Source organism: Sphaerisporangium sp. NPDC051017 (genome assembly GCF_040683095.1).
Classification (GTDB): Bacteria; Actinomycetota; Actinomycetes; order Streptosporangiales; family Streptosporangiaceae; genus Sphaerisporangium.
This window is the reverse complement of record NZ_JBFBCI010000027.1, coordinates 21,218-35,544: the sequence shown is the minus strand read 5'-3', so window position 1 is coordinate 35,544 and position 14,327 is coordinate 21,218. Positions and strand designations below refer to the sequence as shown.

Here is a 14,327-nt window from a genome sequence, read left to right as displayed (position 1 = left end):
GCTGCGGCCCCCGGCCGAGGCGGCCCCTGCGCCCGTCCAGGGGACGCGCGAGGGAGACCTGGCCAGGGACGCGCTCGGAGCGCTGCGCGCCGAGGTCGGCAAGGCCGTCGTCGGGCAGGACGCCGTGGTGACCGGCCTGGTCATCGCCCTGCTGTGCCGCGGCCACGTGCTGCTGGAAGGCGTGCCCGGCGTGGCGAAGACGCTGCTCGTGCGCACCCTTTCCGCCACGCTGGCCCTGGATTTCAAGCGGGTGCAGTTCACCCCCGACCTGATGCCCGGCGACGTCACCGGCTCGCTGGTCTACGACGCGCGGACGGCCGAGTTCGCTTTCCGCGAGGGCCCGATCTTCGCGAACCTGCTGCTCGCCGACGAGATCAACCGCACCCCTCCGAAGACCCAGGCCGCGCTGCTGGAGGCCATGGAGGAGCGCCAGGTCACCGTGGACGGCTCCCCCGTCAAGCTGCCCGACCCGTTCGTGGTGATCGCCACGCAGAACCCGATCGAGTACGAGGGCACCTACCAGCTTCCCGAGGCGCAGCTCGACCGGTTCCTGCTCAAGCTGACGGTGCCGCTGCCGCCGCGCGACCAGGAGATCGCGGTGCTCGAACGCCACGCGCTGGGCTTCGACCCCAAGGACCTCTCGCACGTCAAGCAGGTCGCGTCGGCCGCCGACCTCGCCGCGGGGCGGGCCGAGGTCGCCAAGCTGCACGTCGCGCCCGAGGTGCTCGGCTACGTCGTCGACCTGGCGAGGGCCACGCGCATGTCGCCCTCGCTGCAGCTCGGCGTCTCTCCGCGCGGCGCGACGGCGCTGCTGGCGGCGGCCCGCGCCTGGGCGTGGCTGTCGGGCCGCTCCTACGTCACGCCCGACGACGTCAAGGCGCTCGCCAAGCCCGCCCTGCGGCACCGCGTGCAGTTGCGCCCGGAGGCCGAGCTGGAGGGCGCCACGGCCGACGGCCTGCTGGACGGCGTGCTGGCCTCGGTCCCGGTTCCCCGCTGATGGCGCTGACGGGCCGTGCCGGGCTGATCGCCGCGCTGGGCGCGATCGTCGTGGTGGTCGCGCCGCGGCCCGTGTACGCGGTGCTCGGCCTGCTGCTCGTGCTCGGCACGCTGGTCGTGGTGGACCTGCTGTTCGCCGGCGGCGTGCGCCCGCTGCGCTTCCGGCGCGGCGGCGAGCGGCTCGTCCGCCTGGGCGAGTCGGTGGCCGTCGAGCTGATCGTGGAGAATCCGGGACGCCGCCGCGTGCGGGGCGTGCTGCGCGACACGTGGCCTCCGTCGGCGGGCGCGAGCCCCCGTCACCTGCGCCTGGACGTCCCCGCCGGGGAGCGCCGCCGCCTGGTCACGACGCTGACGCCGACGCGGCGCGGCGACCGCGAGGCCGTCACGGTGACCGTGCGCTCGGTCGGGCCGCTCGGGGTGGCCGCGCGGCAGGGATCTCACCGCGTGCCGTGGACGGTGCGCGTGCTGCCGCCGTTCCTGAGCCGCAAGCACCTGCCCGCCAAGCTGTCCAAGCTGCGGGAGCTGGAGGGCGTGCACCCGGCGCTGGTGCGCGGCCAGGGCACCGAGTTCGACTCCCTGCGCGAGTACGTCGTCGGCGACGACGTCCGGTCGATCGACTGGCGTGCCACGGCGCGGCGCGCGGACGTCGTGGTCCGGACGTGGCGGCCCGAGCGCGACCGGCGGGTCCTGATCGTCCTGGACTCCGGCCGCACCTCGGCGGGCCGCGTGGGCGCCTCGCCCCTGCCGCACCTCGCCGGCCCCGCTCCGGCGCCCGCCGTCCCCGCGAACTCCGCCGGGTGGCCGCGCCTGGACTGGTCGATGGACGCGGCGCTGCTGCTCGCCGCCCTCGCCACCCGCGCGGGCGACCGGGTGGACTTCCTCGCGCACGACCGTGTCGCCCGCGCGTGGACGTCCGGCGCCTCGCGCACCGACTCGCTGTCCGCGCTGGTCAACGTGATGGCCCCCATCGAGGCCGAGCTGGTGGAGGCCGACGCCGAGCGCATGGTGGCCACCGTCATGTCCCGCGCCAGGCGGCGCTGCCTGGTCGTCCTGCTGACGGACCTGAACCCCGCCGCCATGGACCAGGGCCTGCTGCCCGTGCTGCCGCAGCTCACCGCGCGCCACCTCGTGCTCGTCGCCGCCGTCGCCGACCCGCGCGTGGCCGAGATGGCGGCGGGCCGCGGCACGGCCGAGACGGTGTACGACGCGGCGGCGGCCGAGCACCTGCGCGGGGAGCGCGCCCGGCTGACGGCCCGCCTGCGCCGCCACGGCTGCGAGGTCGTGGACGCCACCCCGGACGACCTGGCCCCGGCCCTGGCCGACGCCTACCTGGCCCTGAAGGCCGCCGGCCGTCTCTGATCCCGGCACCCCTGAAAGGCCACCCGCCAAGGCGTCGGACCGCGCGCGGACCGGCAGGGTGGTTCACGTGGGACACAGGTCGCCGACGGCGATCTCGGGCACGTCGCGCGTCCAGACCGCCAGGTCGCGGGCACCCGGCCGCGCCGCAGGTCCGTGAGCGGCGGAGATGATCAGAGTCGTTGGGCGAGGGTTTCCTGGGGCGTCGGTTCGGTGTCATCGAACCGTGGCGGCCACGGGCGAAAGATTGCCTTATGCGCAAATCACTGCTCGCTTCAGCCCTGGTCGCCGCGTCGCTGACCGCCGGGATCGCCTCGCCCGCCCTGGCCTCCGGGTCCGGTCACGGTGACGAGCGCGGCCGTGGGCCGTCGTTCACCTTCGCCCTTCTCGGTGACACCCCCTACGGCCCGGCTCAGGAAGCGGCGTTCCCGAACCTCGTCAAGGACATCAACTCCGACAAGGACGTCAAGCTCGTGCTGCACGCGGGTGACGTCAAGAGCGGGTCCACCTCCTGCGATGACGCCCACCTGACCGCGACGCAGAAGCAGTACCAGACCTTCGAAGACCCGTTCGTGCTGACCCCCGGCGACAACGACTGGACCGACTGCCACCGCAAGGCGGCGGGCGGCTTCCTGCCCACGGAGCGGCTCGAAGCGGTGCGCCGGATCTTCTACCCGGTCCCCGGACGCACTCTCGGCCGCCACCCGATGCGGGTGGAGACCCAGGCCTACGACCGCCGTCACCGCGACTACGTGGAGAACACGCTGTTCACGGAGAAGGACGTCGTCTTCGCCGCGGTGCACGTCGTCGGCAGCGTCAACGACCTGGCCCCGTGGGACCAACTGCCCGGCGGGGACCGGCCCGAGCTCCGGCTGGCCGAGTACGAGGCGCGCAAGGCCGCCGCGCTCTCCTGGATCGACCACGCCTTCGACACCGCCCGCCGCACCCACGCCCCCGGCGTCCTGCTCCTGATGCAGGCGGAGCCCACGGCCACCCAGGGCTTCACGGAGATCCGCGAGCGCATCGTCCAGCGGTCCCGCGCGTACGGCAAGCCGGTCCTGCTCGTCCACGGCGACGAGCACATCCAGGAGGTGGAGCCGAACTACGCGGGCGTGCCGAACCTGACCCGCCTGGAGACCTTCGGCGACACCGCGAGCCAGTGGCTGCGCGTCACCGTCAAGCCGAAGTCCCCCGAGGTCTTCTCCTGGGAGCAGCGGACCGTCCCGGCCGTGTGACCGGTCCGTCGGGCTGCGGTTGCAGCGGCCTCCAAGACCGGTCCAAGCGCGGTCCGATTGTCTGAGGGGGTCCGCAGCACCGCGACCCTTTTGGAGATGAACATGCGCAAGCTCGTCCGCCGCGCGGCCATGACCGCCGCGGCCGTCGCCATCGCCGGCACCGCCCTCGCCGCCACCAGCGCCCCCGCGAACGCGATGGCGCCCGAGTGGTACCGCTGCTACATCGGCGGGCACGGCTGGATGTGGTGCATGGACGTGTGATCCCATCCGGATCGGCGCAGGCGCCTCTCCGGCGCCGGCGAGCACGGGCGCCCGTCACGGTATCCACCGGGTACCGCGACGGGCGCCCTTCGCGTTCACGGAGTACATACGGTTGGGGGCGGGGTGGTCGTTCGGCTATAAGGGACCATGCTGAGGAAGTGGGTCGGACGGCGGCGGGCGCGGTTCATGGTGGGGGTCACCGGGGTCGTCCGGGACGGCGCGGGGCGGGTGCTGCTGCTGAAGCACCGGTTCTGGCCCGAAGGGCGGCAGTGGGGGTTGCCCAGCGGGTACGCGAACAAGGGGGAGACGTTCGAGGAGACCTTCGCCCGGGAGGTGCGGGAGGAGACCGGGCTGGAAGTCCGGGTCCGGCGGATCGCGCACGTGAAGAGCGGGTTCCAGATGCGCATGGAGGTCGCGTACGAGGCCGAGCCGGTCGGCGGGACGATGCGGGTGAACTCGTTCGAGATCCTGGAGGCCGGGTGGTTCGGCCCGGACGATCTGCCGGACGACATCCAGCCCGAGCACCGGCTCCTCGTCTCACATGGCGGGCAGGTCTGAGCGGACGGCACCTGTCCACATTCCCTGACGTCGCGTCCGTCAGGTCGACGGGGCGACGTCGGGGGCGCGTTCGACGTCGCCGCTCTCCCCCGCCCGCAGGGCGCGGCGGCCGAAGTACACGATGTACGCGAGGAACGCCGCCTCGGCCACCACGCCGATGCCGATACGCGCCCACGTGGGCAGCGGGGACGGCGTGACGAGGGCCTCGATCAGGCCCGACACCAGCAGCACCACGACCAGCCCGAGGGCGACGCTCACCACGGCGCGGCCCTGCTCGGCCAGCGCCTCGCCGCGCCTTCGCGGCCCCGGGTCGACGGCCGTCCAGCCGAGGCGCATCCCGACGGCGGCGGCGAGGAAGACGGCGGTGAGTTCGAGCAGGCCATGCGGGGTGATCAGGCCGAAGAACACGTCGAGCTTGTCCCGGGAGGCCATCAGCCCGGCGGAGACGCCGACGTTCTCGGCGTTCTGCCACAGCACGTACGGAATCGGAACGCCGAGCACCACGGACATGGCGATGACCTGCATGGACACCCAGGCGTTGTTGATCCAGACCTGACCGGCGAACGCCCCGGCCGGGTGATCGGAGTAGTAGTTCGCGAAGTCCTCCTCGACCAGTCGCCTGATCTGCTCAGGGCCGGCGATGGCCGCCTGGACGTCCGGGTTCCGCGCGACCCAGTAGCCGACCACGGTGGAGACGAGCAGGAACACCGCGGACGTCGCCACCCACCACCAGCGGGCGCGGTAGGCCACCACGGGGAAGGACACGGTGAAGAACCGGGCGAACTCCCGCCAGGCGGGCGTGTGCGCGCCGGTGACCGCCGACCGTGCCCGCGCCACCAGCGCCGACAGGCGGCCGACCAGCAGCGGGTCGGAACCGGACCGGACGATGGACAGATGGGTCGCGACCCGCTGGTACAGGTCGACCAGCTCGTCCACCTCAGGCCCGGTCAGCGACCCGCGGTGCCGCACCAGGGTCTCCAGCCGATCCCAGGTCGGCTGGTTCGCGGAGACAAACGCGTCGATGTCCACGCGGAGAGCCTATTGTCCCGGTGGATAGGGTGGGGGCGTGGCTGATGTCGTGACCGGTGAGGCGGTCGTCGTCGAGGTACGGGTCGCGCAGATGCCGAGCCGCGCGCTCGCGCTGGCGATCGACATGGCGGTGCAGCTCGCGGGCCTCTTCGGCATCAGCCTGCTGCTCGGCATGGTGACGTTCGTCGCCGAGGAGGCCGTCGCGGTGGCGATGGCGATCCTGATGAGCGCGCTGGTCGTCGTCGGCTACCCCGTGATCTTCGAGACGCTGAGCCGCGGCCGCAGTCTGGGCAAGCTGGCGCTCGGGCTGCGGGTCGTGAGCGACGACGGCGGGCCCGAGCGGTTCCGGCAGGCGCTGTTCCGGGGGCTCGCGGGGCTCGTGGAGTTCTGGTTCTTCTTCGGCGCTCCCGCGCTCATCAGCTCGCTGGTCTCCGAGCGGGGCAAGCGGCTGGGCGACATCTTCTCCGGCACGATCGTGATCTCCGAGCGCGGGCCGCGCCAGGCTCCGCCGCCGCAGATGCCGCCCGCGCTGTCCGCGTGGGCGACGACGCTGGAGCTGTCCCGGCTGCCCGAGGGGCTCGCGGCGACCGCGCGGCAGTACCTGTCGCGGCTGCCCCAGCTCTCGCCGCAGGTCAGGCACGAGATGGGCGTGCGGATCGCCGCGCAGTTCGCCTCGTACGTCTCCCCGCCGCCTCCGCCGGGAGCGCCGGCGTGGGCGTACCTCTCCGCCGTCCTGGCCGAGCGCCGCCGCCGCACCGAGGTACGGCTGGCGCGCCAGATGCGTCCCTCCGCCGCGCCGCCACAGGGATTTCCCGCCCCGCTCCCACAGCCCGTTTTCACGGGCTCACCAGGGACGACGACGCCCACGCCGGGCGGCTTCACGCCTCCCGCGTAGGTTTTTCGCCAAACCTGTGCATACAAGGCCAAACGAGGGGCACTGAGACGTCCGGCGAGCCACTGGGGCATTGGTTCGCCACGTGGGAACGGGTATGGCCCGGCGCGCGCGGGAGAGGTCGCGCCGGCCATACCCACCCCAACTCCCTATCGTGCGGGCCTCACGGCAGGGGCGCGGGCGCCTCAGGAGCCGAATCGCCAGGACCGCAGATAGTCGGTCTGGGCCGGGGTCAGCGCGTCGATGGCGATACCGGCCGCGGCGAGCTTCAGCCGCGCGACCTCCGCGTCGATGTCCGCCGGCACGTCGTACACGCCCGGCGCGAGCCGCGCCCGCTCGGCGGCCAGCCAGGCGACGGCGAGCGCCTGCGCGGAGAAGGACATGTCCATGACGGCCGCGGGATGGCCCTCGGCGGCGGTCAGGTTGACCAGGCGGCCCTCGGCGAGCAGCAGCAGCCGCCGCCCGTCGGCCAGGACGTACTCGTCGGTGTGGGGCCGGACGCCGAGGCGCACGTCCTGCGCCATACCCTCCAGCGCGCGCACGTCGATCTCGACGTCGAAGTGGCCGGCGTTGGCGAGGATCGCGCCGTCCTTCATCTCGGCGAGGTGCTCGCCCCTGATGATGTCGCGGTTGCCGGTGACGGTGATGAACAGGTCGCCCGTGCGGGCCGCCTCGGACATCGGCAGCACCTCGTAGCCGTGCAGGCTCGCGTCCAGCGCCTTCACCGGGTCGATCTCGGTGACGATGACCCGCGCCCCCTGGCCCCGGGCGCGTTCGGCCACGCCGCGCCCGCAGAAGCCGAACCCCGCGACGACGACCGTGCGGCCCGCGATCAGCGTGTTGGTGGCGCGCATGATGCCGTCCAGCGTGGACTGGCCGGTGCCGTACCGGTTGTCGAACATGCGCTTGGTACGGGTGTCGTTCACCGCGACCATGGGGAACCGCAGGGCCTGCTCGGCCGCCATCTGGCGCAGCCGGATGATGCCGGTCGTGGTCTCCTCGCAGCCGCCGCTGACCCCGTCGAGCAGTTCGACGCGCTCGGTGTGCAGGGTGTTGACCAGGTCGCAGCCGTCGTCCAGGACCAGGTCGGGGGCGATGTCGAGCGCCTCGTTGATGTGCCGGTAGTAGGTGTCACGGTCCACCCCGGCGCGGGCGTGCACCGCGATGTCGTACGTCCGCAGCGCCGCCGCCACATCGTCCTGCGTGGACAGCGGGTTGGACGCGGCCAGGGCGATCGCGGCGCCCCCGGCCTTCAGTGTGCCGACCAGCACGGCGGTCTCGGCCGTGACGTGCAGGCACGCGGCGACGCGCAGGCCCTCCAGCGGGCGCGTCGCCTCGAACCGCGCCGCGACGGCCCGCAGCACCGGCATCGAGCGCATGGCCCAGTCGATCCGGCGTTCCCCGGCCCCGGCGAGCGACGCGTCCTGCGCTTCCATTTCCGTTTCCTCAGGTGGTGCGTTTCGTGGCGAAGGGTCCCCGCGCGAACCCGCGCGGGGACCCGAGGCCGTACAAGCGGTGGAGCCGCCGGATCAGTAGCGGTAGTGGTCCGGCTTGTAGGGGCCCTCGATGTCCACGCCGATGTACTCGGCCTGGGCCTTGGTGAGCTCGGTCAGCTTGACGCCGAGCGCGTCGAGGTGCAGGCGCGCGACCTTCTCGTCCAGGTGCTTGGGCAGGACGTAGACGCCGATCGGGTACTGCTCGGTCTTGGTGAACAGCTCGATCTGCGCGATCACCTGGTTGGTGAAGGAGTTCGACATCACGAAGCTCGGGTGGCCGGTGGCGCAGCCGAGGTTCATCAGGCGGCCCTCGGCGAGCACGATGATGGCGTGCCCGTCGGGGAACGTCCAGGTGTGGACCTGCGGCTTGACCTCGGTCTTCACGATGCCCGGTACGCGCGCGAGGCCGGCCATGTCGATCTCGTTGTCGAAGTGGCCGATGTTGGAGACGATCGCGTTGTGCTTCATCCGGCTCATGTGGTCGGCCGTGATGATGTCGAAGTTGCCGGTGGTCGTCACGAAGATGTCCGCGATGCCGACGACGTCCTCCAGGATGGTGACCTGGAAGCCGTCCATGGCCGCCTGCAGGGCGCAGATCGGGTCGATCTCGGTGATGATCACGCGGGCGCCCTGACCGCGCAGCGCGTCGGCGCAGCCCTTGCCCACGTCGCCGTAGCCGCACACCACGGCCACCTTGCCGCCGATCAGGACGTCGGTGGCGCGGTTCAGGCCGTCGATCACGCTGTGGCGGCAGCCGTACTTGTTGTCGAACTTCGACTTGGTGACCGAGTCGTTGACGTTGATGGCCGGGAACAGCAGCGTGCCGCTCTTGAACATCTCGTACAGGCGGTGGACGCCGGTGGTGGTCTCCTCGGTGACGCCCTTGATGCCCTGCGCCACGGCCGTCCAGCGGCCCTCGGGGGTCACCGTGCGGCGGAGCAGGCCGAGGATGATCTTCCACTCTTCGGGGTCGCCCTCGGCGGCCGTCGGGACGGCGCCCGCCTTCTCGTACTCGGCGCCCTTGTGGACGAGCAGGGTGGCGTCGCCGCCGTCGTCGAGGATCATGTTGGGGCCACCGCCGCCGGGCCAGCTCAGGGCCTGCTCGGTGCACCACCAGTACTCTTCCAGCGTCTCGCCCTTCCAGGCGAAGACGGGCACGCCCTTGGGGTCGTCCACGGTGCCATCGGGGCCGACCACCACGGCGGCGGCGGCGTGGTCCTGGGTGGAGAAGATGTTGCAGCTCACCCACCGGACGTCCGCGCCGAGGGCCACCAGCGTCTCGATCAGCACAGCGGTCTGGATGGTCATGTGCAGCGAGCCCATGATCTTCGCACCGGCCAGCGGACGCGACTCGGCGTACTCGCGGCGGACCGCCATGAGGCCGGGCATCTCGTGCTCGGCGAGCTGGATCTCCCTGCGGCCGAAGTCGGCGAGCGCAAGGTCGGCGACCTTGAAGTCCATCGTGTGTTCCCCTCAACCCGGATCATTGCTTCTCTGCGAGTGTAAGAGTCGGTCAGCCCCCAATGCATCCCCAGAACTGCGAAACTGACAAAAGAATGTAAGACTTCTCTCTATGCGAATCACGGAGGCGGCGAAACGCCTGGGTATGTCTCCCCGGATGCTCCGCTACCGGGAGGCCCTCGGGCTGCTGCCCGCCACGCGGAACAAGGGATCCCACCGGCGGTTCGGGCCCGACGAGCTCGCCGCCGTCACGCAGGCGATGGAGCTGGAGCGGCGCTTCGACGTCTCCCCCGCCGAGCTGGCCTTCGGCCTGCGCGTCCTCAGCGAGCCCGCCGTCGCCCAGGCCGTCCGTGAGCTGGGGTTACGCATCGGCCGCATCCACGCCCCGCGCCGCGCCCTGGACTTCGAGAAGGAGAAGGCCCTGCGGCTCCTGCGCCCTCAGGGACGCTGACCCGCGGGCCTGGTCCGGGCGGCGACGGCCTGCCGGAGCCGTGGCCGTCCGCGGAGGGCACCGACCAGGCGGACGTCCATGCCGGCCCGGCGCCGGGTCGAACTCGTTTCCCCGCGGAGCCGATCGCGTTGAAAGGCGTCAGGAGCGGTCGGCGGGGGCAGGCTCGGAGGACCTGGCCGCGCCGGGAGCGCCGTTCTCGGCGGCCCTGTCCGCGCGGTACAGATCGGGCTCCAGGTAGATGACCCTGGCGATCGGCACGGCCTCGCGGATGCGCCGCTCGGCCTCGTCGATGCCCTTGGCGACCTCGGCCGCCGTGTCGTCGTGATCCACCGCGATCTTCGCCGCGACCAGCAGTTCCTCGGGGCCGAGGTGCAGCGTGCGCAGGTGGATGACCCGGGTTACCCGGTCGCTCGACTCCAGCGCGTCGCAGATCTTCCGCTCGGCCTCCGGCGCCGCGCTCTCGCCGATGAGCAGGGACTTGGTCTCGATCGCGAGGATCACCGCGATGATCGCCAGCAGGATGCCGATCATGAGCGTGCCGACGCCGTCCCAGACGCCGTCGCCGGTGACGACGGCCATCGCCACGCCGAACAGCGCGAAGACCAGGCCGAGCAGCGCTCCGAAGTCTTCGAGCAGCACGACGGGCAGCTCGGGGGCCTTGGCGCGGCGGATGAACGCGAACCAGGACTCCTGGCCCTTGACCTCGGAGGACTCCTTGATCGCGGTACGGAACGAGAACCCCTCGGCGATGATCGCGAAGATGAGGACGCCGAAGGCCCAGCCGGGCGCCTCGACGTCGTGCGGGTGGGAGATCTTCTCGACGCCCTCGTAGAGCGAGAACACCGCGCCGATCGTGAACAGCACGACCGCGACCACGAAGGCGTAGAAGTAGCGCTCGCGGCCGTACCCGAACGGGTGCTTGCGGTTCTCGCGCTTCCTCGACTGCCGGCCGCCGAGCAGCAGCAGGGCCTGGTTGCCCGAGTCCGCGACCGAGTGCACCGACTCGGCGAGCATCGAGGAGGAACCCGTGAACAGGAACGCCACGAACTTCGCCACCGCGATCGCCAGGTTCGCCCCCAGCGCCGCGATGATCGCCTTATTACCGCCGCTCGCGCTCACCCGCTGTGTCCATCCATCCGTCCGGCTGACCTTCCATAACCGCCAAAGCGGTCACGGCAGATCTTATTGGGAAATTCTCGACTTGAGTTCGACGACGGCGCTCACCGGTGCCGGATCGATGCCGAACCCGAGGGCCAGATACACGCTTCCATAGTCGGCCAGGCCGACCAGCGACGCCAGCCGTTCCAGAGGATGCGCGCCCTCGGCGGTGATCTCACTGACCGGAACGCCCCGATCGCGCGCGATACGTACGGAGTTCACCCGGCGCTTGCCGACCTGGGGATGCTCGTCGAGATCGCGCAGGACGAACAGCCGCAGCGTGGGCGACGACGAGTCGCCGAAGATGTCGCGCTCGGCCAGAGGACCGTCGAGCGCCTCGATCTGGTCGTGGTTGGCCTCCGGGATCTCACCCCAGATGGCCGGATATTTCGCGTTCACGTTGAGCTGGGACGCCAGCCGGTGCGCGGCCGCCGTCGTGATCGGCGACGTGCCCCAGATCATCGGAATCGTGCCCGCCAGCTCCATGGCCAGCGTCTTGCCGGGGTTGATGAACGACTCGCTCGACGGCCGGCAGCGGTGCGAGACGTCCTCCAGGCGCGTGGCCGCGGCCTCGACCACGTCCTGGCCGATGTCGGCCAGCCTGAGCGCCGACGCCATCGCCAGCAGCGGCATCGTCGTGCCCCACAGGTTCGCCCGCGGACCGCCCACGGCCCCCGCGACCGGCACGATCGGCAGGTGCAGCCCGGACGACTGCTCGGCGATCGCCGCCAGCGGCGAGCCCGGACGGCCGACGGTGACCAGGCGGCTGCCGCGTCGCACGGCCTCCAGGGCCAGCGCGGTCGTCTCCTCGCTCGCCCCCGAGGACGACACCGCGACCACCAGGTCGGCGGCCCCCACCCAACCCGGCAGCCGGTAGGACCGCACGGTGACGATCGGGATCGGGACCCCGCCGCCGCACACGGCCGCGAGCATGTCGCCCGCGAGGGCCGAGCCGCCCATGCCCGCGACGACCAGCGCCCTCGGCCGCCCCTCGGCGGACAGCCTGGCCACACCGGCCTCCAGCGCCGCCCGGTGCGAGGTGCGCACCTGCGCGCCGGACGTCGCCACCGAGGGCAGCATGCCCTCCGGGTCGCCCTCGGTCAGGAAGGCGGCGTCATCCAGCCGTTCGGGCTCGAACGAGCTCACGCCTTGCGCGCCTCGTCGACCAGCAGCACCGGGATGTCGTCCCGGACGGGGTAGATCAGCCCGCAGGTCTGCGAACCGCACGCCAGCTCGTCGGTGTCGGGCACGACGTTGAGCGCCGACCTGCAGTTCGGGCAGGCCAGGATGTCGAGCAGCCAGTCGTCGATCTTCACGGTCAACTCCTCACGGCGGCGAGGACCTCGTCACGGACCGCCGCCATCTGCTTCTCGTCCGACGCCTCGGCGTTCAGACGGAGAAGCGGCTCTGTGTTGGACGGACGAAGATTGAACCACCAACCCGGCCCCGAGACGGTGAGGCCGTCGAGATCGTCCATCTCGACGCCCTCACGGCCCGCGTAGGCGTCGCGGACCCGGGCGACGACGGCGGACTGGTCGCCCACGGTGCTGTTGACCTCGCCGGAGGCGGCGTAGCGGGAGTAGCGGGCGAGCATGTCCGACAGCGGGACGTCCCGCTCGCCGAGGGCCGCGAGCAGGTGCAGCGCCGCCAGCATGCCCGAGTCGGCGAACCAGAAGTCGCGGAAGTAGTAGTGGGCGGAGTGCTCGCCTCCGAAGACCGCGCCCGTGCGGGCCATCTCGGCCTTGATGTACGAATGCCCCACGCGGGTGCGGACCGGAACGCCGCCGTGCTCGGCGATGATCTCGGGGACGGCCCGGGAGGTGATCAGATTGTGGACCACCCGCGCGCCGGGATGCTTGGCCAGCTCCCGCACCGCGACCAGCGCGGTGATCGCCGAGGGCGAGACCGACTCGCCGCGCTCGTCGACCACCCAGCAGCGGTCTGCGTCGCCGTCGAAGGCCAGGCCGAGGTCGGCGCCCTTGTCGAGGACGGTCTTCTGCAGGTCGCGCAGATTGTCCGGCTCCAGCGGGTTGGCCTCGTGGTTGGGGAACTCGCCGTCCAGCTCGAAGAAGAGCGGGATCAGCTCGACGGGAAGGCCCGCGAACACCGAGGGGGCGGTGTGGCCGGCCATGCCGTTGCCGGCGTCCACCACGACCCTGAGCGGCCTGATGCCCGACAGGTCGACGAGACCGCGCAGGTGGGCGGCGTACCCGTCGAGCAGGTCACGCCGGACCACCGTGCCGGCGCCCGAACCGGACACGCCCGTGGCGAGCAGCTCGGCCGCGCGGTCGCGGATGCTCGTGAGGCCCGTCTCGGCGCTCACCGGGACCGCGCCGGCGCGGCACATCTTCATCCCGTTGTAGCGGGCGGGATTGTGACTGGCCGTAAACATCACGCCCGGTAACCCCAGGCTTCCGCTGGCGTAGTAGAGCAGGTCGGTGGAGCCGAGCCCGGCGTCGACCACGTCGGCGCCCCGGCCGGTGGCCCCCCGGGTGAAGGCGGCGGCGAGCGGGCCGGACGAGGCGCGCATGTCGCGGGCGACGACCACGGAGCCGGCGCCAAGGACCTCGACGAAGGCGGCGCCGACGGCCTCGGCCGTGCGCTCGTCCAGCTCGCCGGGCACGACGCCGCGGACGTCGTACGCCTTGAAGATCTTGGCCAGGTCGCCCACAGCCGCTCCGCCCCTAGTCACGTCTTTTCGATCGAGCCTACTGCGTTCTGTCAGGGTGCCTGACGAACCCGCGGACGGAGCCGCCCGCCTTTCCCGGCGCGCCCCGGGCGGCGAAGCGTCCTTTCGGGACAAGGACACGGCCGACCTCGGTGAACCTTTCGGAAAACCGGGCAAAGCCCCGGATCGGACGTAGTACACGATCTCGGACCATCGACCCCTGCCCGGCCGACGATCCGGCGTTCACCCCGCAAGACCCCGCATTTCGGACAGAACCCCACCGGTTCGCGGCGTCCCGTCAGCGCTCGCGGTTCTGCTGGGCCGAGCGAAGGACCCGCAGGTGGCCGCGCCGCCCGACCTCGACCCCCTGCCCCACCGGCTCCCCCGACGAGGGCGCGGGTCTCGCGGCCTCGCGCACGGCGTTGGCCAGGGCCTCCAGGTCGTCCGTGCTCGGCTGACCCGCCTCCGACGGCAGCCGCACGACCTCCCACCCACGCGGGGCCGTCAGCCGCTCCGCGTGGTCCGCGCACAGGTCGTAGCAGTGTGGTTCGACGTACGTCGCAAGCGGGCCGAGCACCGCGGTGGAGTCGGCGTAGACGTACGTGAGTGTGAAGACGGCAGGCTGCCTGCAGGCGGTACGGGAACAGCTGCGGACGGGGCTCACGGAGGGACCGTATCCGGTCCGCGTTGACATTGCCACCACCCGGCACCTCTTAACGAGCGTGTCGCCACAATTCGGACACTTGCCTTCCATTTACGGCCCCTA

General features: G+C 71.8%; 15 protein-coding genes. 7 read left to right on the top strand and 8 right to left on the bottom strand.

Annotation, left to right across the window (positions count from 1 at the left end; all coding sequences use genetic code 11):
* The first annotated feature begins 1 nt into the window (after position 1).
* From AB0M95_RS21820 to AB0M95_RS21800, 5 genes are all read left to right on the top strand, one after another.
* A complete protein-coding gene (locus AB0M95_RS21820) occupies positions 2-997 on the top strand; it encodes a MoxR family ATPase (protein WP_358516562.1) in 996 nt (331 codons plus the stop codon).
* Entirely contained in the window at positions 997-2,355 is a 1,359-nt protein-coding gene (locus tag AB0M95_RS21815) for a DUF58 domain-containing protein (RefSeq protein ID WP_363767395.1), read from the top strand. Before AB0M95_RS21820 ends, AB0M95_RS21815 begins: the two co-directional genes overlap by 1 nt.
* A 251-nt stretch (positions 2,356-2,606) precedes the next feature.
* Positions 2,607-3,587: a metallophosphoesterase gene (locus AB0M95_RS21810; protein ID WP_363767392.1), complete on the top strand. Its 981-nt coding sequence runs from the start codon at positions 2,607-2,609 to the stop codon at positions 3,585-3,587.
* A gap of 96 nt (positions 3,588-3,683) precedes the next feature.
* On the top strand, positions 3,684-3,848 hold the full coding sequence (locus AB0M95_RS21805) for a hypothetical protein (RefSeq protein WP_363767389.1): 165 nt from the start codon (positions 3,684-3,686) through the stop codon (positions 3,846-3,848).
* A gap of 147 nt (positions 3,849-3,995) precedes the next feature.
* Complete coding sequence (locus tag AB0M95_RS21800; protein ID WP_363767386.1) at positions 3,996-4,406, top strand: NUDIX domain-containing protein; 411 nt, start codon at positions 3,996-3,998, stop codon at positions 4,404-4,406.
* A 39-nt stretch (positions 4,407-4,445) separates the two neighbouring features.
* On the opposite strand, the gene AB0M95_RS21795 is transcribed toward AB0M95_RS21800, so the two are convergent.
* A complete protein-coding gene (locus AB0M95_RS21795) occupies positions 4,446-5,435 on the bottom strand; it encodes a stage II sporulation protein M (RefSeq protein WP_363767383.1) in 990 nt (329 codons plus the stop codon).
* 37 nt (positions 5,436-5,472) lie between these two features.
* Here AB0M95_RS21795 and AB0M95_RS21790 point away from each other — a divergent pair, with 37 nt between their 5' ends.
* Complete coding sequence (locus tag AB0M95_RS21790; protein ID WP_363767380.1) at positions 5,473-6,330, top strand: RDD family protein; 858 nt, start codon at positions 5,473-5,475, stop codon at positions 6,328-6,330.
* A gap of 182 nt (positions 6,331-6,512) precedes the next feature.
* Here the strand turns inward: AB0M95_RS21790 and AB0M95_RS21785 are convergent, their stop codons facing one another.
* Both AB0M95_RS21785 and ahcY read right to left on the bottom strand, forming a co-directional pair.
* Positions 6,513-7,763, bottom strand: coding sequence for an adenosylhomocysteinase (locus tag AB0M95_RS21785; RefSeq protein ID WP_358516487.1), 1,251 nt, complete (start codon positions 7,761-7,763; stop codon positions 6,513-6,515).
* A gap of 93 nt (positions 7,764-7,856) precedes the next feature.
* A complete protein-coding gene (gene ahcY, locus AB0M95_RS21780; RefSeq protein WP_363767376.1) occupies positions 7,857-9,284 on the bottom strand; it encodes an adenosylhomocysteinase in 1,428 nt (475 codons plus the stop codon).
* A 112-nt stretch (positions 9,285-9,396) separates the two neighbouring features.
* Here ahcY and AB0M95_RS21775 point away from each other — a divergent pair, with 112 nt between their 5' ends.
* Positions 9,397-9,735, top strand: coding sequence for a MerR family DNA-binding transcriptional regulator (locus AB0M95_RS21775; RefSeq protein WP_358516489.1), 339 nt, complete (start codon positions 9,397-9,399; stop codon positions 9,733-9,735).
* Between the two features lie 138 nt (positions 9,736-9,873).
* On the opposite strand, the gene AB0M95_RS21770 is transcribed toward AB0M95_RS21775, so the two are convergent.
* The 5 genes from AB0M95_RS21770 to AB0M95_RS21750 form a co-directional block, all read right to left on the bottom strand.
* Entirely contained in the window at positions 9,874-10,854 is a 981-nt protein-coding gene (locus AB0M95_RS21770; protein ID WP_363767373.1) for a cation diffusion facilitator family transporter, read from the bottom strand.
* A gap of 63 nt (positions 10,855-10,917) precedes the next feature.
* Positions 10,918-12,039 carry an SIS domain-containing protein gene (locus tag AB0M95_RS21765; RefSeq protein ID WP_363767370.1) on the bottom strand — a complete coding sequence of 374 codons (1,122 nt, stop codon included), beginning with the start codon at positions 12,037-12,039 and terminating at the stop codon, positions 10,918-10,920.
* Complete coding sequence (locus AB0M95_RS21760) at positions 12,036-12,215, bottom strand: Trm112 family protein (RefSeq protein WP_358516493.1); 180 nt, start codon at positions 12,213-12,215, stop codon at positions 12,036-12,038. The genes AB0M95_RS21765 and AB0M95_RS21760 overlap by 4 nt, the downstream gene beginning before the upstream one ends.
* Positions 12,212-13,564, bottom strand: a complete 1,353-nt coding sequence (locus AB0M95_RS21755; RefSeq protein ID WP_363767365.1) for a phosphomannomutase/phosphoglucomutase — start codon at positions 13,562-13,564, stop codon at positions 12,212-12,214. The genes AB0M95_RS21760 and AB0M95_RS21755 overlap by 4 nt, the downstream gene beginning before the upstream one ends.
* A gap of 295 nt (positions 13,565-13,859) precedes the next feature.
* A complete protein-coding gene (locus AB0M95_RS21750) occupies positions 13,860-14,225 on the bottom strand; it encodes a DUF3499 domain-containing protein (protein ID WP_114031452.1) in 366 nt (121 codons plus the stop codon).
* Between the last annotated feature and the right edge of the window lie 102 nt (positions 14,226-14,327).

Excerpts from the sequence above, each read along its gene's own strand:
- AB0M95_RS21775 (WP_358516489.1), top strand. The coding sequence starts at position 9,397 with ATGCGAATCACGGAGGCGGCGAAACGCCTGGGTATGTCTCCCCGGATG.
- AB0M95_RS21800 (WP_363767386.1), top strand. The coding sequence starts at position 3,996 with ATGCTGAGGAAGTGGGTCGGACGGCGGCGGGCGCGGTTCATGGTGGGG.
- AB0M95_RS21815 (WP_363767395.1), top strand. The coding sequence starts at position 997 with ATGGCGCTGACGGGCCGTGCCGGGCTGATCGCCGCGCTGGGCGCGATC.
- AB0M95_RS21810 (WP_363767392.1), top strand. The coding sequence starts at position 2,607 with ATGCGCAAATCACTGCTCGCTTCAGCCCTGGTCGCCGCGTCGCTGACC.
- ahcY (WP_363767376.1), bottom strand. The coding sequence starts at position 9,284 with ATGGACTTCAAGGTCGCCGACCTTGCGCTCGCCGACTTCGGCCGCAGG.
- AB0M95_RS21805 (WP_363767389.1), top strand. The coding sequence starts at position 3,684 with ATGAACATGCGCAAGCTCGTCCGCCGCGCGGCCATGACCGCCGCGGCC.
- AB0M95_RS21785 (WP_358516487.1), bottom strand. The coding sequence starts at position 7,763 with ATGGAAGCGCAGGACGCGTCGCTCGCCGGGGCCGGGGAACGCCGGATC.